Here is a 19,019-nt window from a genome sequence, read left to right as displayed (position 1 = left end):
CGAGAAGTTCGTCGAACTGGGCAATGTCGAAGACCGCTTCGGCATCGAGGTCAAGCCGACACCGCGCAAGGCTTACCCCACACTGCCATTCGCCGCCAGCACGGCGTAGGAAGCCATGCAGTGCGATTGCGGCCCTGTTGGCAACAACGACTCGGGAAGAAAACGACTTTAGACCGGACCGTGACGCACCTATTACATCCGCCTATAGGGGCATGCGGAAACGGTCAGAACACCTGTTGTACAATCGATGCCATGACTGATCACACCGAAACCATGCAGATCCGGGTCAACGGCGAGGCGCGTGAGGTGCGCACCGGCATCACGGCCGCAGAGTTGCTGGAGGAACTGGACTTGGCGGGCCGGCGGCTGGCACTGGAAGTGAACGAGGCCATCGTCCCCCGCAGCCGCTTCGAGCAACACCGCCTCCAACCGGGGGACCGCGTCGAGGTGGTTCAGGCCATCGGCGGCGGCTGACGCCCCGCAGCACCCAGGACAATCGCAGCCCTTCCCAATCAGGAGCAGACAGGCCATGGCAGCCTCGCAGGACACCTTCACCGTCGCCGGCCGCACCTTCCAGTCCCGCCTGCTGGTGGGCACCGGCAAGTACCGGGATCTGGACGAAACTCGCACCGCCATTGAAACCAGCGGCGCCGAGATCGTCACCGTGGCCATCCGCCGCAGCAACATCGGTCAGAACCCGGACGAGCCCAACCTGCTCGATGTCATCCCCCCCGAGCAGTACACCCTGCTGCCCAACACCGCGGGCTGTTACACGGCCAAGGACGCGGTGCGCACCTGCCGGCTGGCGCGGGAGCTGCTCGACGGGCACAACCTGGTGAAGCTGGAGGTGCTGGGCGACGAAAGGACGCTCTACCCGGACATCCCCGCCACCCTGGAGGCGGCCGAGCAGCTGGTGGCCGACGGCTTTGACGTGATGGTCTACACCAGTGACGATCCCATCATCGCCAAGCGCCTGGAGGAGATCGGCTGTGTGGCGGTGATGCCCCTGGGGGCGCCGATCGGTTCCGGGCTGGGCATCCAGAACCACTGGAACATCCTCACCATCGTGGAGAACGCGTCGGTGCCCGTGCTGGTGGACGCCGGCGTAGGCACCGCCTCCGATGCGGCGGAGGCCATGGAGTTGGGCTGCGACGGCGTGCTGATGAACACCGCCATAGCCGGCGCACGGGATCCGGTGCTTATGGCCAGCGCCATGCGCAAGGCGGTGGAGGCCGGTCGCGAGGCCTACCTGGCCGGGCGCATCCCGCGCAAGCGTTTTGCCAGCGCCTCCAGTCCCCTGGAAGGCACCTTTTTCTGAAATGGCCGCGGGTGACGAGCAGACCACCGGTAAACGGCCCATTCGCAGCTTTGTCCGGCGCGAGGGCCGCCTGACCGCCGGGCAACAACGGGCGCTGGAGGTGCTCTGGCCGATGTTCGGGCTGGAACAGCCCCCTGCCGATCAACCGCTGGACCTGGACGCCGCCTTTGGCCGCCAGGCCCCGCGGGTGCTCGAGATCGGTTTCGGCAACGGCGAGTCGCTGGCCGAGCAGGCCGCGGCCCACCCGGAGCGGGATTACCTGGGCATTGAGGTTCACCGGCCCGGGGTCGGCCACCTGTTGATGGAGTTGGAGGCCCGCGGGCTGTCCAACGTGCGGGTGATGATGGCGGACGCCGCCGAGATCCTGCGCCGGCACATCCCGGACGGCAGCCTGCACGGGGTGCAGCTGTATTTCCCCGACCCCTGGCCCAAAAAGCGCCACCACAAGCGGCGACTGGTGCAACCGCAATGGGTCCGCGAGGTCGCGGCCAAGCTGGCGCCCGGCGGCTTCCTGCACCTGGCTACCGACTGGGCCAATTACGCCGAACACATGCTCGACGTGCTGGAGACCGAGCCAGCGCTGGTGAACTCCTGCGGCCCCCGCCAGTTCAGCCCGCGCGGTGAGCGGCCGGAAACCAAGTTCGAGCGGCGGGGGCTGCGCAAGGGGCACCGGGTGTTCGACCTCTACTACCGTAAGCCCCGGGCTGCCGGCTGAATCACCACTATCCTGTCTGACCGAGGGGGTTCCATGCAGTACCGCAAGCTGGGTCATACCGATATCGAGGTCAGCGCCCTCTGCCTGGGCACCATGACCTTCGGGGAGCAGAACACCGAGGCCGAGGCCCACGAGCAGCTGGACCAGGCCCTGGCCCGGGGCATCAACTTCATCGACACGGCGGAGATGTACCCGTTCCCGGCCGAGAACGAGACCCAGGGCCGGACCGAGACCTACATCGGCAACTGGCTGAAACAACGCAAGCGGCGCGAGGACGTGGTGCTCGCCACCAAGATCGCCGGCCCCGGCGCCAACACCGTGCGTGACGGCAAGACGCGCTACACCCACGCCGACCTGGTGGAGGCCGTGGACGGCTCGCTGCGCCGGCTGCAGACCGACCACATCGATCTCTTTCAGCTGCATTGGCCCGAGCGAAAGACCAACTTCTTCGGCAAGCTCGGCTACCAGGCCGACCTGAGGGAGCCGGACCCGATCCCGCAACTGCGCGCCACCCTGGAGGCGCTGTACGACCTGGTGGAGGCCGGCAAGATCCGCTACATCGGGCTGTCCAACGAGACCGCCTGGGGGGTGATGCGCTGCCTGGCCCTGGCCGAGGCGCAGGACCTGCCGCGGGTGGTGAGCGTCCAGAACCCCTACAATCTGCTCAACCGCAGCTACGAGGTGGGGCTCGCCGAGGTCTCCCACCGGGAGTGGGTGGGACTGCTGGCCTACTCACCGCTGGCCTTCGGCACGCTGACCGGCAAGTACCTGGAGGGCCGCCAGCCGTCGGGCGCGCGCCTGACGCAGTTCAAGCAGTTCCAGCGCTACACCAAGGACCGGGCCGTGCAGGCCACGGCCGATTACGTCGCCTTGGCGCACCGCTACGGCCTGGACCCGGCGCAGATGGCCCTGGCCTGGGTCACCTCCCGACCCTTCGTCACCAGCAATATTATCGGCGCCACTGATCTCAATCAGTTGGAGGCCAATATCGACAGCATCGACCTGGAGCTGGACGAGGAGGTGCTGGAGGCCATCGAGGCGATCCACGCCCGCAACCCCAACCCAGCCCCCTGAGGCGCCTCAGCCCTCGGCCGGTCCGTCGTCGGCGGTGTAATCCCGCTGGTGGACCGCGAGGGCACGGATCCGCTCCCGGGTAACCGCCTCGGCGATCTGCTTGCCCTTCAGGCCGGCCTGAACAAAGGGCTTGGCGGTGACTGCGGCCGCCACCCGGTAAGCCTCGCGCAGGAACGCCGCCTGCGGGTAGGGGCGGTCTTCGAGGCCGAGCCGGCCGCGGGCGTCCGCTTCGCAGGCAAGCAGGAAGGGGGCGAGCCGGCTCTCCCGCCGGAAGAGATCCAGCCCCTCCAGCAGCTTGAGCAGGGTATTCGCCCGCAGCTCGAAGGCCCGGTGGGCCTCCAGATGGTAGCGACAGACCAGTCGCGCCAGGTCTCGGCACTCCCGCGACACCCGCAACCGTTCGCACAACGCCTCTACCAACGGCACTCCGCGGTGCTCGTGGGCCGGATGCCGGGGCCAGACCTGGGAGGGCGTGGTGGCCTTGCCCAGGTCGTGGACCAGCGCCGCCCAGCGGACGGGCAGCGGGCCCTCCAGGCGGGCCGCCTGGTCCACCACCAGCAGCGTGTGCTCGCCGGTATCGCCCTCGGGGTGGTACTGCTCCGGTTCCGGTATGCCAAACAGGCGGTCCACCTCCGGCAGCACGCGGGCCAGGGCACCACATGCGCGCAGCACGCGGAAGAAGGGCACCGGGGTGGGCTCCATCAGCGCCCGCGAGAGCTCCTGCCAGACCCGCTCCGGTACCAGGGCGTCCACCTCGCCGCTGTCCACCATTTGCCGGCACAACTCCAGCGTCTCCGGCGCCACCCGGAAGCCCAGCCGGTGGTAGCGGGCGGCGAAACGGGCCAGGCGCAGGATACGCACCGGGTCCTCGGCAAAGGCGGGGGAGACGTGGCGCAGCAGGCGGTTGTCCAGGTCCTCGCGGCCACCGTAGGGGTCGATCAGCACGCCGTCGGCGTTACGCGCCATGGCGTTGATGGTGAGGTCCCGCCGCGCCAGGTCCTGCTCCAGGCTGACATCGGGGCTCGCCTGGAACTCGAAGCCGTGGTAGCCCCGACCGGTCTTGCGCTCGGTGCGGGCGAGGGCGTACTCCTCGTGCGTGTCCGGGTGCAGAAAGACGGGAAAATCCTGGCCTACGGCCCGGTAGCCACGCTGCTCCAGCTCCTCGGGCCGGGCCCCCACCACCACCCAGTCACGCTCCCGGACCGTTCGGCCCAGGAGCTCATCGCGTACCGCACCGCCGACGAGATAGACCTCCACGGGTCAGCGACGGGCCTCGCGACGCAGGGACTGATAGCGGTTGTTCTTCTCGTGCGGCCCCAGGAACGTGGGCACCACCGCCTCCACCGCCGTCGGGTGGATACCCAGCCGCGGCAGGGCGTTGTCGTCGGAGACATTGGGCACGGTGGCGGACAGGTAGTTGTCCATGGTGAAGGGCTTGCCCGGCACCAGCCCCAGCAGCCGGGCGTTCAGCCGCGACATGCTGTCGGACAGCGGCACGATGTGGCGCCGGATACCGGCCACCTTTGCGGTGTAACGCACCAGTTCCTCCAGCGTATAGCGCTGCGGACCCACCAGGTCGAGCGCCTGGCCGGCGGTGCTGCTGTCATCCAGGCAGCGGATGAAGGCGCTGGCCACGTCATTGACCCAGACCGGCTGGAACTCCGCGCCGGGCGTGGGCAGGAACATGAACCCGGGGGAGAGCCGCAGCAGCCCGGCGAAACGGTTGAAGAAGCTGTCACCACTGCCAAAGACCACCGAGGGGCGGAAAGCGGTCACCGACAACGACTCGCTCTGCGCCGCCAGCACCAGCTGCTCGCCCTCGCCCTTGGTCTGCTGGTAAAGGCTGGGCGCCTCCGGACCGGCCCCCAGGGCGCTCATGTGCAGGTAGCGGCCCACGCCGGCGCGCTGGCAGGCGGAGACCACCTTGCGGGGCAGCTCCACGTGGCTTTGCCGGAAGCCCTCGCCCTTGGGACCGGAGAGCTCGTTCAGGATGCCCACCAGGTTGATCACGGCGGTGCAGTCCTGGATCGCCTCCACTAGGGCATCCTCGTCGTGGACGTTCGTCTCGACCAGTTCCACATTGGGGATGGGCAACAGGTGGCGGCTGCGCTCGCGGTGTCGCGTGGGCACGATCACCCGGTGCCCATCATGGCCCAGGCGGCCGGCGATGGTGGTGCCGATGAACCCGGAGCCTCCCAGGATACAGACGGTGTGCTTGGCCATGAGTCGGTCCCTGCCTCTTTCTGTTATCGTTAAACGCTTTATTCAGATGGTGTGCCTCGTTACCGGCATTGTAAGCCACCGGGAGGAGGGTAAAAAGCGGCGCCCCGCCGGCGCTGCCCGCGGATCACGGACGGATCAGCCGGACGGGGGCGCCACCACGGGGGAGAGGCGTGTGCTGGATATCCTGGTCTACCTGAGCGCCGGGGCAGTAGCGGGGCTGCTGTCCGGGCTGTTCGGCATCGGCGGTGGCGTCATCATCGTGCCGGTGCTGCTGGCCCTGTTCACTTTCCGCCAGATGCCCGACGCGGTGGTGATGCACATGGCGGTGGGCACCTCGCTGGCCACCATCGTCTTCACGGCGATCAGCTCCGTGCGCTCCCATTGGGTGCGGGGCGGGGTGCTGCCCCCGGTGTTCATCCGCCTGGTGATCGGCATGTGCATCGGCGCGGTGCTGGGGGCGCTGATCGCCGACCAGATGAGTGGCGAGCTGCTCAAGGCGGTGTTCGGGGTGTTCCTGGTGGCCCTCGGGCTACAGCTGGCCCTTGGCCGCGGACCCAAAGTCGGTGCCGCGTCCACAACGCCCAGCGGGTTCATTCTGGCACCGGCGGGCACGGTAATCGGGGGTATCTCTTCGCTGCTGGGGATCGGCGGCGGGGCCATGACCGTCCCGCTGCTGGCCAAGCTGGGGGTGCAGATGCGCCAGGCGGTGGGCACCTCGGCCGCCTGTGGCATGCCCATCGCGCTGGTGGGGGCGGTGGCCTTCATGGCCACCGGATACGGCCACCCGGAACTGCCGGACAAGGCAATCGGCTACGTCTACTGGCCGGCCTTCCTGGGGGTGATCGCCATGAGCCTGTTCACCGCGCCGCTGGGGGCGCGGCTGGCCCACGCCCTGCCCCAGCACATCCTGCGCCGCGCCTTCTCTATCCTTTTGGTGCTTCTGGGCCTGAACCTGCTCCGACCCCTGATTTTCAGTGGCTGAACGCCCCCCGGCGGGGCACCACCGGGGAGGCCGGTGGGGGTCAGAAGCGCAACCGGACGCCGATCTGGAATCCGTCGGCCACCCGCTCATCCCGCAGCCCGCGCTCCATGTTGAATCGCAGGTAGCGGTAGCCGGCGAAGAGGTGGGCAGCATCGGTGATCTGCGCCTCCAGCCGGCCGGTCAGGTCGGTGATGCGGTCGGCATCGCCGAAGGTGGTCACCTTGGGTGCCACGGTGCCGCTGACCACCACGGCCAGGGGGACGTCGGTGGGGATCCCGAAGCGTGCCGAGGCCCCGACCCCCACGCCGCCGACCGATTTGCTGGGCCGGTCGAGACGGGCACCGTAGGCCTTCACGCCGGCCCCGAACTGCACCGGCCGGTAGCCCTCGCGAGCATGACCGAGCACGGACAGCGAGCCACTGGCCACGTAGTCATCGTCGTCGTTGTACATGAACCCCAGGCCCCAGCGGCCCTGGCTGGCCTCGAAGGGCTCACCGGCGGGCATGGAGAAGTTGACCTCGGCCACCTCGTCGCTGAGGCCGATGTCCAGTTCCCGCGCCGAGACGCCGGAGGCGGCGGCCAGGGCCAGGGTAGCGATCATCAGTTTACGGATCATGCGTGCTCCCGATTGCTGTCGGTGGGCCCGGGCCCTCAGCTCAGGCCCAGCTTTTTCTCCAGGTAATGGATGTTCATGCCGCCGGTCTGGAAACCCGCGTCATCCATGATTTCCTGGTGCAGGGGGGTATTGGTCTTGATGCCGCTGATCACCACCTCGGAGAGGGCGGTGCGCATGCGGGCGATGGCGCTCTCCCGATCCTCGCCGTGGGTGATCAGCTTGCCGATCATCGAGTCGTAGTAGGGCGGCACCCTGTAGCCACTGTAGACGTGCGAATCCACTCGCACGCCGGGGCCGCCCGGGGCGTGGTACTGGTCGATGGTGCCCGGCGAGGGCATGAAGGTGCGCGGGTCCTCGGCGTTGATCCGGCACTCCATGGCGTGGCCGCGGATCTCGATGTCCTCCTGGCGGTAGCGCAGGGGCTGGCCGCTGGCGATGAGGATCTGCTCCTTCACCAGGTCCACCCCGGTGACCATCTCGGTGACCGGGTGCTCCACCTGCAGGCGGGTGTTCATCTCGATGAAGAAGAACTCGCCGTCCTGGTAGAGGAACTCGAAGGTGCCGGCCCCCCGGTAGTTGATCTGGCGGCAGGCCTCGGCGCAGCGCTCGCCGATGAAGCGGCGCTCCTCCGGTGTGATGCCCGGCGCCGGCGCCTCCTCCACCACCTTCTGGTGGCGGCGCTGCATGGAGCAGTCACGCTCGCCCAGGTGGATGGCGTTGCCCTGGCCGTCGGCCAGCACCTGCACCTCCACGTGGCGGGGGTTATCCAGGTACTTCTCCATGTAGACGGTGCTGTCGCCGAAGGAGGACTGCGCCTCGGTCTGGGTCAGCGAGATGGCGTTCAGCAGCCCCGCCTCGGAGCGGACCACCCGCATGCCCCGGCCACCCCCGCCCGCGGCGGCCTTGATCAGCACCGGGTAGCCAATCTCGCGCGCGATGCGCAGGTTGGCGTCGGCATCATCGGCCAGCGGACCGCCGGAGCCGGGTACACAGGGGATGCCGGCCTCCAGCATGGCGCGGATGGCCGCCACCTTGTCACCCATGATGCGGATGGTTTCGGCCTTGGGTCCGATAAAGACGAAACCCGACTGCTCCACCCGCTCGGCGAAATCGGCGTTCTCGGAGAGAAAACCGTACCCCGGGTGAATGGCCATGGCATCCGTCACCTCGGCCGCACTGATGATAGCCGGGATGTTCAGGTAGCTCTCCGCGGAGGCCGGCGGCCCGATGCAGACGGACTCGTCGGCCAAGCGGACATGCTTGAGCTCCCGGTCCGCCGAGGAGTGCACGGCCACCGTCTTGATGCCGAGCTGGCGGCAGGCGCGCAAAACGCGCAGGGCGATCTCGCCGCGGTTGGCAATGACGATCTTTTCCAGCATGTGAGGCTCCGGGCGCGGCTAGCTGATGATGAACAGCGGTTGATCGAACTCCACGGGCTGGCCGTTCTCGACCAGCACCTTGGCCACCTCGCCGTCACGGTCGGCCTCGATCTGGTTGAGCATCTTCATCGCCTCAATGATGCACAGGGTGTCACCGGCCTTGACCTTCTGTCCCTCCTCCACGAACGCCTTGGCGCCCGGAGAGGGGGCCCGGTAAAAGGTACCGACCATGGGTGACCGGACCTGGTGCCCCTCGGGTACCTGTTCCGCATCGCCGGCCTCATCGGCGCCGCTGGTCGCGGCAGGCTGGGATGCCTCCGCCTGGGGCTGCGGCGCCGGGACCGCGTATGCCTGGGCCGGCTGCGCCTGGGCCGGGGCCCCGCGGGTGATCCGTACCGACTCCTCGCCCTCGTGGATCTCGATCTCGTTGACGCCGGAGTCCTCCAGCAGCTCGATCAGTCGTTTAACCTTTCTGATATCCATCAGTTCTGTCCTCGCGGGCCGTCCTCAAACCGCCGCAGTGCGGCCTGAAGCGCCAGTTCATAGCCGTGCACACCCAGGCCGGAGATCACCCCCACGGCAACATCAGCCAGGTAGGACTGACGGCGGAAGGACTCGCGGGCGTGCACATTGGAGATATGGATTTCGATGAAGGGAATACCCACCCCGAGCAGCGCATCCCGCAGGGCGATGCTGGTGTGGGTCCAGGCGCCCGGGTTGATGAGGATGAAATCCACCCCCTCCCGGCCGGCCTGGTGAATGCGGTCGATCAGGGCATGCTCGGCGTTGGTCTGGAAGGCGGAGAACCCCGCCCCCGCCGCCTGGCATTGCTCGCCGATCCGGCGCTCGATGTCCACCAGGGTATCGCTGCCGTAGATGCCCGGCTCGCGGGTCCCCAGCAAATTGAGGTTGGGTCCGTTCAGGAGCAGCAATTCAGGCATGGCATCCCCGGCGCTTGGTCGTGGTGACATCGTCAGCGGCCGATTTTGCGGTATCCGCCCGGTATTGTCCAGATCCGGGCTAGATCAACGAAATTACCCGCAGGTTGGCTGCGAATAGCCCGAGATACCCCACCCTGCTAGAGCAGTTCGCGGATGACCGGTTCGATTTGCTCGCGCTTGACCTCGCGATCGAAAACGTGGCGGATGTGGCCCTGTTGATCGATGATCACGGTCCACGGGAGGGTACCCGCCTGGTTACCAAAGTCCTGACCAGCACTCATGGCCGCCTGCCGGCCGTAGAGTATCGGGTAGCGGATATCGTGCTCCTCGATGAACTCGGCGACGGCATCGGGGCGATCCACTGCCACGCCGATGAACTGCAGCCCCTGGTCACCGTACTCATCCTGCAGCGCCTGAAACAGCGGCATCTCCTCCACGCAGGGCGGGCACCAGGTGGCCCAGAAGTTCAATGCGATCAGTTTGCCGTCCCACTCGGCGAGGCTGCGCTCGCGATCCTGCAGGTCCGGTAGCGTGAGCTCCGGGCGCGTCTCGGGTCGGCTGTCCTCCCAGGCCTGATAGCCCAGCGCCCCGGCCAGCGCGGCGCCGAGCACCACCACCACGAACAGCAGACTGCGGGGAACGAGCCTCATCCTTGCGGATCCTCGCCGTTCAGGGCGGTATCCACCCGCTGGCGAAACTCATCCGCCCCGAGGAAGCCGGAGACCCGCTGGCTGCGCGCCTCACTCCCGTCAGCACGGTAGAAGATGACCGCCGGGGGCAGATAGACCCCCAGTTCCTCGAGCAATTCGCGCTCCGGTCCGTTCATCGCGGTGACATCGACGCGGATGAACTTGACCCCCTCCAGTGCGGCCTGAACCCCGGCATCGGGGAAGGTCCGATCCTTGAGCTGCTGGCAATAGATACACCAGTCGGCGGTGACATCCAGCATCACCGGCCGGCCCTCGGCCCGCGCCTGTTCCCGCAGGGTGGTCAGTTCGTCGACGCTGCGGGCGTCCACCCAGGCCATCTGCACCGGGGCCTCACCGGTCAGCCCGGCCCAGGGCTGGCTCAGTTGATGGGCACCGGTTCCGGCGCCCACGATCGCCGCAACACCCCACAGGGCCACCCCCAGTGACAGGCTGCCACCGGCCCAGCGCTGCCAGGCCCGGCCACCCCGCAGCTGCCAGAGCAGCCAGGCGGCGAAGCCCACCAGCAGGCCCCCCCAGAGCGCCAACGCCAGGGCATCGGGCAGGAGGCGTTCGATCATCCAGATGGCCACGCCCAGCAACACGAAGCCGAAAAACTGACGCACCCCGTCCATCCAGGGCCCGGAGCGGGGCAGCCACTTGCCGGCTGCGGTACCGATAAGCAGCAGGGGCAGGCCCATGCCCAGCGCCATGACGTAGAGCGCCAGGGCCCCCAGGCCCACCTCGCCGGTGCTGCCGATGAAACTGAGGGCAGCGATCAGCGCCGGGCCGGAGCAGGCGCCAACGATCAGTGCCGAGAGCATGCCCATCACGGCCACGCCGATGAGCCGCCCACCCTTCTGGCGGCGGGACAGGGCATCAAGCCGGTTCTGGATGGCGCCCGGCATCTGCACGGTGAACAGCCCGAACATGGCCATCGCCATCAGCACCAGTACCAGGGAAAAGCCCCCCAACACCCAGAGATTCTGCAGCTCGGCCTGCACCACCCGCCCGGTCAGGCCCGCCGCGCCACCGGCCAGGGCGTAGGTGATGGCCACGCTCTGGACGTAGACGAAGGAGAGGAGCAGGGCGCGCCCGCTGCCCCGCTGGCCGTCACCGGCGATCAGGCCGGAGAGGATGGGAATCATGGGGTAGAGACAGGCGGTGAAGGCCAGTAACAGGCCAGCCACAAAGAACCCGCCCAGGATCATCCAGGTGCTGCCGTCTTGTAACAGACTGGCCAACCGGCCCTCGGTGCCGCCCGCGCCTCCACTGCCGCCGCCGGCACCGCTGGCCACGGCACCTTGGCCATCCAGCCCGAGTTCGGCGTTCAGGGGCGGGTAGCAGACCCCGATATCGGCACAACCGCGGTAGGCCACGTCGAGCCGCAGGTCGTCCGGCACCGGGCGGTCGAGCTGCAACTGCACCTGCGCCGCACCTCGGTAAATGGTGGTCAGCCCAAAGAAGGGATCGTCTTTTTCCTTGCCCTCGGGTCGATCCACCGCGGTGATGGTGGCGTCGCCCTGGATGACCTCGAAGTCGAGCTTGTCCAGGTAGAGGTAGTAGCCCTCGGCCACATCCACGGTGAGCAGCAGCCGGTCGTCGCCGATGCGCTCGAGAAAGAGGGGGAAGGCCTCCTCCGCCGGCAGGATATCCTGCTGGCCACCGCCGAGATCATCGAGAGGATTGGCCCGGGCCTCCGTGGCGAAGAACAGTGGCAGGGCCAGAAACAGCGTGGCCAACCAGTACAACGGCCATAGGCGGGGGGCACCCCCCCCGGACAGGCGAGCCAGCGCGCTCATGAACACTCCTCAGCGGGTATGGGGGTCGGATGCATCTTCTTCGGTGTCGTCATCCTGTGCCTCACCCCGGGTTTCCATGTGGATCCAGTGCAGGAAACCGGGCAGGCCCTTTTCCAGAGGGACCCCGACGATCTCGGGAAGTTCATAGGGGTGCAGCTCCAGGATGGCCTGTTCCAGGGCGGGGTAGGCGGACGCCGAGGTCTTGATGAGCAGCAGCACCTCCGGCTCGGCCTGGGCCTCACCCTCCCAGAAGAAGACCGAGGTCAGCCCGGGCACGATGTTGACGCAGGCGGCCAACCGCCGCTCCACCAGGTTGCCGGCCACCTCGCGGGCCACGGTCTCGTCGGGGCAGGTGCAATAGACCATGTACTGCTCGGCGGGCATGGGCGCCTCCGGGGTCGTTGACAGGGATTTTCCGGCTTGCCCTTGAATTCTATCACCACCGTCCCCATTCACAGGACAGCGCCGCGCAAGCGGCTCTTGACTGAGGGGGGGCGGTCACTATCATTAGCACTCACGGTATGGGAGTGCTAAACCGGCCCTCCCGACAATGTGGCCCAACTCGAACGACAGCAAAGTCATAAAGGGAGTAACAGCCCAATGAACATTCGTCCCCTGCACGATCGCGTGGTCATCAAGCGCATGGAAGAGGAGCGCACCTCCCCCGGCGGCATCGTCATCCCCGACTCCGCCACCGAGAAGCCGATCAAGGGCGAGGTGGTGGCCGTGGGTAACGGCAAGCTGCTGGACAACGGCGAGACCCGCCCGCTGGACCTGAAGGTGGGCGACAAGGTGCTGTTCGGCAAGTTCGCCGGCACCGAGGTCAAGGTCGACGGCGAGGAACTGCTCGTCATGCGCGAAGACGACGTCATGGCCGTCGTCGAGTAAACCGCTTTCCACCGAATTCCGATCTAGAGAGGACAACACACAATGGCAGCTAAAGAGATTCGTTTCTCCGACGACGCCCGCCAGCGCATGATGAAGGGCGTGAACACCCTGGCCAACGCGGTCAAGGCCACTCTGGGCCCGCGCGGCCGCAACGCCGTGCTGGACAAGTCCTTCGGCGCCCCCACCGTCACCAAGGACGGCGTCTCCGTGGCCAAGGAGATCGAGCTGGAGGACAAGTTCGAGAACATGGGCGCCCAGATGCTCAAGGAAGTCTCCAGCCAGACTTCCGATGTCGCCGGTGACGGCACCACCACCGCTACCGTCCTGGCCCAGGCCATCCTGCGCGAGGGCATGAAGGCCGTGGCCGCGGGCATGAACCCCATGGACCTCAAGCGCGGCATAGACAAGGGCGTCTCCGCCGCCACCAAGTACCTGGCCGACGAGCTCTCCAAGCCCTGCGAGACCGACCGCTCCATCGCCCAGGTGGGTTCCATCTCCGCCAACTCCGACGAGTCCGTGGGCCGCATCATTGCCGACGCCATGCAGAAGGTCGGCAAGGAAGGCGTCATCACCGTGGAAGAGGGCTCCGGCCTGGAGAACGAGCTGGACGTGGTCGAGGGCATGCAGTTCGACCGCGGCTACCTCAGCCCCTACTTCATCAACAACCAGCAGTCCATGAAGGCCGAGCTGGAAGACGCCTTCATCCTGCTGCACGACAAGAAGATCTCCAACATCCGCGACCTGCTGCCGCTGCTGGAGAACGTTGCCAAGGCCAACAAGCCGCTGCTGATCATCTCCGAGGACATCGAGGGCGAGGCCCTGGCCACCCTGGTGGTCAACAGCATCCGCGGCATCGTCAAGGTCGCTGCGGTCAAGGCCCCCGGCTTCGGTGACCGCCGCAAGGCCATGCTGCAGGACATCGCCGTGCTCACCGGCGGCACCGTGATCTCCGAGGAAGTGGGTCTCTCCCTGGAGAAGGCCACCCTGGACGACCTGGGTCAGGCCAAGAAGGTCGAGGTCTCCAAGGAAGAAACCACCATCGTCGGCGGTGCCGGCCGCCACGACGACATCATGGCCCGCGTCGAGCAGATCCGTGCCCAGATCGAGGAGAGCACCTCCGATTACGACAAGGAGAAGCTGCAGGAGCGCGTCGCCAAGCTGGCCGGCGGTGTCGCCGTCATCAAGGTGGGCGCCACCTCCGAGATCGAGATGAAGGAGAAGAAGGCCCGCGTGGAAGACGCCCTGCACGCCACCCGCGCCGCGGTGGAAGAGGGCATCGTCCCCGGTGGCGGCACTGCGCTGCTGCGCGCCCAGGCCTCCCTCGAGGGTCTGGAGTACGCCAACCACGACCAGGAGGTGGGCATCAGCATCGTCCGCCGCGCCATGGAAGAGCCCCTGCGCCAGATCGTCTACAACGCCGGCGGTGACGGTTCCGTGGTGGTCAACGAAGTGCGCAACGGCGAGGGCAACTACGGCTACAACGCCCAGAGCGGCGAGTACGGCGACCTGGTCGAGATGGGTATCCTCGACCCCACCAAGGTGACCCGTACCGCGCTGCAGAACGCCGCTTCCGTGGCCGCGCTGATGATCACCACCGAGGTGATGGTCGCCGATCTGCCCAAGGACGAGGACGCCGGTGGTGCCGGCGCCGGCATGGGCGACATGGGTGGTATGGGCGGCATGGGGGGCATGGGCGGCATGATGTAAGCCGCCCGGCCTGACCGGCCGATCCGACCGGACCCGTCGACGGCACTGCCGTCGGCGGGTTTTTTTGTGCCCGGACCGGGGAACGACTACTTTGAGGTACGGGCAGTTATGAGATCATAAAGGCCATGAAACGGATCTACTGGATACTGCTGATCGTCCTGTTGGCCGGGCTGCTCAGCCTGCCGGCCTGCGGGCCGGTGCAACGGCACTACGAGGCCGGGCTGATTCTCGGTGACATCCGGGCCGGGGAGGAAGACAGCCGGCTGAAGCGGACCCGGCCGGCCCCCGAACGGGAGACTGTGAACTACACCGGTGTCACCGGCGAGGCCCGCGTGGCCGACCTCTACACCCCGGGCGGTGAGATCAAGGCCGACCTGGTGCTGGTGCACGGCTTCACCGAAGACGGCCGCCGCGACCCCCGCTTGATCCAGTTTGCCGAAACCCTGGCGCGCGCCGGCTTCCGCATCCTCGCCCCGGAGGTGGAGACCCTCACCCGCATGGACGTCTCCCCGGAGAACGTGCAGGACGTGGTGGACGCCAGCCGCTGGCTGGACGAGCACGGCGATGGTGACGGGGTGGGCGTGGCCGCGCTCAGTTTCTCCGTGGCCACGGCGGTGCTGGCCGCCATGGAGCCGGAAGGGCAGCCCCACATCGGATGGGTGGTGGGCGTCGGCGGCTATTACGATCTGGTAGACTCCCTGACCTACGTCACCACCGGCTACTACACCGAAGACGGCCGCGAGGTGTTCCTGGAACCGCGGGTGGAGGGGCGCTGGGTGGTGCTGCTGACACAGCTGGACCGGGTCCCCGATGACGACGATCGGGAGCTGCTGGAGCGTATCGCCTACCGCCACCTGGACGACCCCGGGACAGACACCGAGGACAAGGCCGAAGACCTGACCCCGTCCGGACGGGCGGTGTACGACCTGCTCACCAACCGGGACCCGGAACGGGTCCCGGAATTGCTCGCCGACCTGCCGGAGCCGGTGCGCGACGAGATTGAGGCGTTGAACCTGGCCAGGCGCGACCTGTCCGATCTGCAGGCCTACCTGTTACTGGTCCATGGCCGGGACGACGACGTCATCCCCTGGACCCAGAGCCAGGCCCTATTGGAAGCGGCGCCGGCGAGCGGCGCGGAACTGCGGCTGGTCACCGGGCTGACCCACGTGGACGTGGACCCGGGCCTGCTGGATGCCTGGCGGCTGCTCCGGGCGGTGAACCGATTGCTGGTCCTGCGGGATGATCCCCCCGCACCGGGAGAGCGGGATGACCTATAGCGTTCATGAGATCCACTACACGTTGCAGGGGGAGGGGGCCCAGGCGGGACGCCCGGCGGTCTTCTGCCGTTTCACCGGCTGCAACCTCTGGAGCGGCCGGGAGGCCCACCGGGCCTCGGCGATTTGCCGGTTCTGCGATACCGAGTTTGTAGGCACCGACGGCCCGGGCGGTGGTCGCTTCCGCAGCCCGGAGGCGCTGGCGGAAACCATCGCCGGCTACTGGCCCGGGGGCGGCAGACCACTGGTCGTCTGCACCGGCGGCGAGCCGTTACTGCAACTGGACGAACCGCTGATCAAGGCCCTGCAGGCCCGGGGCTTCGAGGTGGCGGTAGAGACCAACGGCACGCGTCCGGCGCCGCAGGGGCTGGATTGGATCTGCGTCAGTCCCAAGGCGGGAGCGCCCCTGGTGCTGATATGCGGCGACGAGCTGAAGCTGGTCCACCCCCAGCCCGGTGCCGAACCGGAGCGCTTCCAGCACCTGGCCTTTCGTCACTTCTACCTGCAGCCCATGGACAGCCCGGAGCAGGAGGCGAACACCCAGGCCTGCGTCAGCTACTGCCTGGCGCACCCGCAGTGGCGGCTGAGCCTGCAGACCCACAAGCTTTTGGGTATCCCCTGAACCGGCCCGCTACAGCTCCATCCCCAGCTCCTTGATCTTGCGGGTCAGGGTGTTCCGCCCCCACCCCAGCAGCCGAGCGGCATCCTGACGCCGGCCGCCGGTACGCTGCAGCGCCGCCCGGATCATGATCACCTCGAAGCGCGGTTGCAGGTCGTTCAACAGCCCCTCCTCTCCCCGGGCCAGTGCCTGGTCCACCCAGCGACTGAGGGCCGTCTCCCAGTTGCCACCACCCGGCCGGCCGGTCTCCGCCTCCTCGCGCAGCTCCGGCGGCAGGTCCTCCAGCAGAACCTCCTGCCCACTGGCCATGACCGTCAACCAGCGGCAGGTGTTCTCCAGCTGACGCACGTTGCCCGGCCAATCCAGCCCCATGAAGTAGCGCTCCACCTCCGGGCGCAGGGTCTTCGGGTCCACGTTGAGTTCGCAGGCCGCCCCGGCCAGGAAATGGCGGGCAAGCACCGGAACGTCCTCGCGCCGCTCGCGCAGGGCCGGCAGGTGGACGCGGATCACGTTCAACCGGTGGAACAGGTCCTCGCGGAACTGCCCGTCCGCCACCCGCTGTTCGAGGTTCTGGTGAGTAGCCGCGATAATGCGCACGTCCACGCGCATCGGCGTATGGGCGCCAACCCGGTAGAATTCGCCGTCGGCAAGCACCCGCAACAGCCGGGTCTGCAACTCCGACGGCATATCGCCTATCTCGTCCAGGAACAGGGTGCCCCCATCGGCCTGTTCGAAACGGCCCCGCCGGGTGGCCTGCGCCCCGGTGAAAGCCCCCTTTTCGTGACCGAAGAGCTCCGACTCCATCAGGTCCTTCGGGATGGCCGCCATGTTCAGGGCGATGAACGGGCCGTCCGAGCGCGGGCTGTGGCGGTGCAGGGCACGCGCCACCAGCTCCTTCCCGGTGCCGGACTCACCGTTGATGAGCACCGTGACCGAGGAGCGGGATAGCCGACCGATGGCCCGGAAGACCTCCTGCATCGCCGGCGCCTCACCCAGAATCTCCGGATGGCCGCCATCCGGCTCCGGCGACTCGCCCCCCTCCGCCACCCGGGTGCTCTCGCGGGCACGGGTGACCAGTTCCACCGCGGCGTCCACGTCAAAGGGCTTAGGGAGGTATTCGAAGGCCCCGCCCTCGTAGGAGGCAACGGCGGCATCCAGATCCGAGTGTGCGGTCATGACGATCACCGGCATCCCCGGCCACCGCTCGCCGACCTCGGCCAGCAGGTCCAGCCCACTGACGCCCGGCATCCGGATGTCGGTCAACAGCACGTCGGGCTGGTTGCGGGACAGGCCACGCAGCACGCGCTCCGCGCAATCAAAACAAGTCACTTCGAACCCGGCCCGCTCCAGGGCCTTCTGCAACACCCAGCGGATGGAACGGTCGTCGTCCACCACCCAAACCGATGCCTGTTCCTTCATGATTCCGACTCCAGGGGTAACCAGATGGTGAACACGGTCTGCCCGACCTCCGAGCTGCATTCGATGAGCCCGCCATGCTGATTGATCAGGGTCTGAGCGATGGGCAGGCCCAGTCCGGAGCCCTCCGGCCGGGTGGTCACCATGGGATAGAAGATCTGTTCCAGTTGCTCAGGGGGTATGCCAGGACCGGTATCCATCACGTCAATGCGCACCACCAGCTTGTGGTTCCGGCCGGCGATGGTGAACTGGCGCTGGGTCCGGGTCCGCAGGATGATCTCGCCCGCATTGCCAAGCGCCTGCAGGGCATTGCGCACCAGGTTCAGGCAAGCCTGCACCAGGTGGTCGAACTGGGCGGTTACCGGCGGGATACTGGGGTCGTAGTCCCGCACCAGCCGCACGCCCGATGGCGCCTCCGCCACCGCCAGCTGACGCACCCGCTCCAGGACCTGATGGATGTTGACCGATTCTCGCCGGGGCACCGCATTGGGGCCGAGCAGGCTATCCACCAGGTCCTGCAGGCGGTCGGCCTCGTCGATGATGACCTGGGTGTATTCGTGCAGGTCCTCGGCTTCCAGTTCGCGCTCCAGCAACTGTGCCGCCCCACGTAGCCCGCCCAGCGGATTCTTGATCTCATGGGCCAGGCCGCGGATCAGTTCCCGGATCGCCCGGTTCTGGGCCACCAAGTGGTGCTCCCGGGTAATCCGTAAATGGCGATCAATCTCGGCCAGTTCCAACAAGACCCGCTCCCTGGGCAGGGGCGTGACCGTACAGTCGACGGTGATGAGGTGATTGTTGCTGACGGGCAGGCGGCGCTCGCGCTGGGTGTAGGTGCGACCGGTGTGGACCACGTCGCGGACCAGGGTGTCTAACAACTCGGCGGCGGGGGCGAAATTCAGCAGCCGCTGACCGGAGACCTGGCGCAGGCTGACACGGAAGAGCATCTCCGCTGCCGGGTTCAAATAGAGCACCCGGGTATCCCGGTCCATCATCACAACGGCGGTCGTGATGTGCTCCAACAGTTCGAACTTTGGGTCCGTGTGCTTATCCATGGTGCTAGCCCTGCAAGAGCTGCGCCATGACAGACCATGAACCGGAAAGGCAGGCTTTTAGCGGGCCGGCGGGCCCCGGTCGGGCTGAGGGATGACGCGCTATGCACTATTTTAGTGCATAGCGCGTCGGCAGGGCCAGCAGGCACTGATCCCCTGCTGCTGCTCCGGCTCCACCTGAACCTCCACCTCGACGTTGCCGAGGTTATTGCGGGCCGCTGCCTGGTCCCCGGGGCTGGCGACAATCAAGGCCTCGTAGCCGGAAAATTCGGGCTCATCCACGTCGTTTTCCGGTGCACCGACACAAAAAAGGGGGGCCGAAGCCCCCCT

21 protein-coding genes are annotated in these 19,019 nt (G+C 67.3%); 9 read left to right on the top strand and 12 right to left on the bottom strand.

The annotated features are described in order from the left end of the window. Positions 1-273 precede the first annotated feature (273 nt). Genes thiS through DFR31_RS13245 form a run of 4 tightly spaced genes read left to right on the top strand, consistent with a single transcriptional unit; the run spans position 274 to position 3,107 of the window. Complete coding sequence (gene thiS, locus DFR31_RS13260) at positions 274-474, top strand: sulfur carrier protein ThiS (protein WP_121443182.1); 201 nt, start codon at positions 274-276, stop codon at positions 472-474. A 55-nt stretch (positions 475-529) separates the two neighbouring features. Further along, positions 530-1,318 (top strand): thiazole synthase, encoded by a 789-nt coding sequence (locus tag DFR31_RS13255; RefSeq protein ID WP_121443175.1) that lies wholly within the window; start codon positions 530-532, stop codon positions 1,316-1,318. Position 1,319: 1 nt separating this feature from the next. Continuing rightward, entirely contained in the window at positions 1,320-2,033 is a 714-nt protein-coding gene (gene trmB / locus DFR31_RS13250) for a tRNA (guanosine(46)-N7)-methyltransferase TrmB (protein WP_121443174.1), read from the top strand. Positions 2,034-2,066: 33 nt separating this feature from the next. Further along, positions 2,067-3,107, top strand: coding sequence for an NADP(H)-dependent aldo-keto reductase (locus DFR31_RS13245; protein WP_121443173.1), 1,041 nt, complete (start codon positions 2,067-2,069; stop codon positions 3,105-3,107). 6 nt (positions 3,108-3,113) lie between these two features. Here DFR31_RS13245 and DFR31_RS13240 read toward each other — a convergent pair whose 3' ends face one another. Next, positions 3,114-4,364, bottom strand: a complete 1,251-nt coding sequence (locus DFR31_RS13240; protein WP_121443172.1) for a multifunctional CCA addition/repair protein — start codon at positions 4,362-4,364, stop codon at positions 3,114-3,116. A gap of 3 nt (positions 4,365-4,367) precedes the next feature. Then, the gene (locus DFR31_RS13235; RefSeq protein ID WP_121443171.1) at positions 4,368-5,330 is read right to left on the bottom strand and encodes a complex I NDUFA9 subunit family protein; all 963 of its coding nucleotides are present in this window, start codon (positions 5,328-5,330) and stop codon (positions 4,368-4,370) included. A gap of 172 nt (positions 5,331-5,502) precedes the next feature. Here DFR31_RS13235 and DFR31_RS13230 point away from each other — a divergent pair, with 172 nt between their 5' ends. Then, on the top strand, positions 5,503-6,312 hold the full coding sequence (locus DFR31_RS13230) for a sulfite exporter TauE/SafE family protein (RefSeq protein WP_211328314.1): 810 nt from the start codon (positions 5,503-5,505) through the stop codon (positions 6,310-6,312). A 40-nt stretch (positions 6,313-6,352) separates the two neighbouring features. On the opposite strand, the gene DFR31_RS13225 is transcribed toward DFR31_RS13230, so the two are convergent. The 7 genes from DFR31_RS13225 to cutA all read right to left on the bottom strand — a co-directional run bounded on the left by DFR31_RS13225 (position 6,353) and on the right by cutA (position 12,120). After that, a complete protein-coding gene (locus tag DFR31_RS13225; protein WP_121443170.1) occupies positions 6,353-6,928 on the bottom strand; it encodes a YfaZ family outer membrane protein in 576 nt (191 codons plus the stop codon). A gap of 35 nt (positions 6,929-6,963) precedes the next feature. Beyond that, positions 6,964-8,307 (bottom strand): acetyl-CoA carboxylase biotin carboxylase subunit, encoded by a 1,344-nt coding sequence (gene accC, locus DFR31_RS13220; protein ID WP_121443169.1) that lies wholly within the window; start codon positions 8,305-8,307, stop codon positions 6,964-6,966. Positions 8,308-8,325: 18 nt separating this feature from the next. After that, positions 8,326-8,790, bottom strand: a complete 465-nt coding sequence (gene accB, locus DFR31_RS13215; protein ID WP_121443168.1) for an acetyl-CoA carboxylase biotin carboxyl carrier protein — start codon at positions 8,788-8,790, stop codon at positions 8,326-8,328. Then, positions 8,790-9,248, bottom strand: coding sequence for a type II 3-dehydroquinate dehydratase (aroQ, locus tag DFR31_RS13210; RefSeq protein ID WP_121443167.1), 459 nt, complete (start codon positions 9,246-9,248; stop codon positions 8,790-8,792). Before aroQ ends, accB begins: the two co-directional genes overlap by 1 nt. 137 nt (positions 9,249-9,385) lie before the next feature. Then, the gene (locus DFR31_RS13205) at positions 9,386-9,898 is read right to left on the bottom strand and encodes a TlpA family protein disulfide reductase (RefSeq protein WP_121443166.1); all 513 of its coding nucleotides are present in this window, start codon (positions 9,896-9,898) and stop codon (positions 9,386-9,388) included. Further along, a complete protein-coding gene (dsbD, locus tag DFR31_RS13200; protein WP_121443165.1) occupies positions 9,895-11,736 on the bottom strand; it encodes a protein-disulfide reductase DsbD in 1,842 nt (613 codons plus the stop codon). The genes DFR31_RS13205 and dsbD overlap by 4 nt, the downstream gene beginning before the upstream one ends. 9 nt (positions 11,737-11,745) lie before the next feature. After that, positions 11,746-12,120 carry a divalent-cation tolerance protein CutA gene (cutA, locus tag DFR31_RS13195; RefSeq protein ID WP_121443164.1) on the bottom strand — a complete coding sequence of 125 codons (375 nt, stop codon included), beginning with the start codon at positions 12,118-12,120 and terminating at the stop codon, positions 11,746-11,748. 216 nt (positions 12,121-12,336) lie between these two features. Between cutA and groES the strand changes: the two genes are divergently transcribed. From groES to queE, 4 genes are all read left to right on the top strand, one after another. Next, on the top strand, positions 12,337-12,624 hold the full coding sequence (gene groES / locus DFR31_RS13190) for a co-chaperone GroES (protein WP_121443163.1): 288 nt from the start codon (positions 12,337-12,339) through the stop codon (positions 12,622-12,624). 42 nt (positions 12,625-12,666) lie between these two features. Then, positions 12,667-14,331 carry a chaperonin GroEL gene (groL, locus tag DFR31_RS13185; RefSeq protein WP_121443162.1) on the top strand — a complete coding sequence of 555 codons (1,665 nt, stop codon included), beginning with the start codon at positions 12,667-12,669 and terminating at the stop codon, positions 14,329-14,331. Between the two features lie 125 nt (positions 14,332-14,456). Further along, the gene (locus DFR31_RS13180; protein ID WP_121443161.1) at positions 14,457-15,608 is read left to right on the top strand and encodes an alpha/beta hydrolase family protein; all 1,152 of its coding nucleotides are present in this window, start codon (positions 14,457-14,459) and stop codon (positions 15,606-15,608) included. Then, positions 15,598-16,227 (top strand): 7-carboxy-7-deazaguanine synthase, encoded by a 630-nt coding sequence (gene queE / locus DFR31_RS13175; RefSeq protein WP_121443160.1) that lies wholly within the window; start codon positions 15,598-15,600, stop codon positions 16,225-16,227. The genes DFR31_RS13180 and queE overlap by 11 nt, the downstream gene beginning before the upstream one ends. Before the next feature lie 9 nt (positions 16,228-16,236). On the opposite strand, the gene ntrC is transcribed toward queE, so the two are convergent. The 3 genes from ntrC to DFR31_RS13895 all read right to left on the bottom strand — a co-directional run bounded on the left by ntrC (position 16,237) and on the right by DFR31_RS13895 (position 18,971). Next, a complete protein-coding gene (gene ntrC, locus DFR31_RS13170; RefSeq protein ID WP_121443159.1) occupies positions 16,237-17,643 on the bottom strand; it encodes a nitrogen regulation protein NR(I) in 1,407 nt (468 codons plus the stop codon). Beyond that, positions 17,640-18,692, bottom strand: a complete 1,053-nt coding sequence (glnL, locus tag DFR31_RS13165) for a nitrogen regulation protein NR(II) (RefSeq protein ID WP_121443158.1) — start codon at positions 18,690-18,692, stop codon at positions 17,640-17,642. The genes ntrC and glnL overlap by 4 nt, the downstream gene beginning before the upstream one ends. A 111-nt stretch (positions 18,693-18,803) precedes the next feature. Further along, positions 18,804-18,971, bottom strand: coding sequence for a hypothetical protein (locus DFR31_RS13895; RefSeq protein WP_170153697.1), 168 nt, complete (start codon positions 18,969-18,971; stop codon positions 18,804-18,806). Positions 18,972-19,019 lie beyond the last annotated feature (48 nt).

Origin of the sequence: Alkalispirillum mobile (assembly GCF_003664325.1) — a bacterium.
Taxonomy (GTDB): domain Bacteria; phylum Pseudomonadota; class Gammaproteobacteria; order Nitrococcales; family Halorhodospiraceae; genus Alkalilimnicola; species Alkalilimnicola mobilis.
This window is presented reverse-complemented; position numbering and strand designations above follow the sequence as displayed.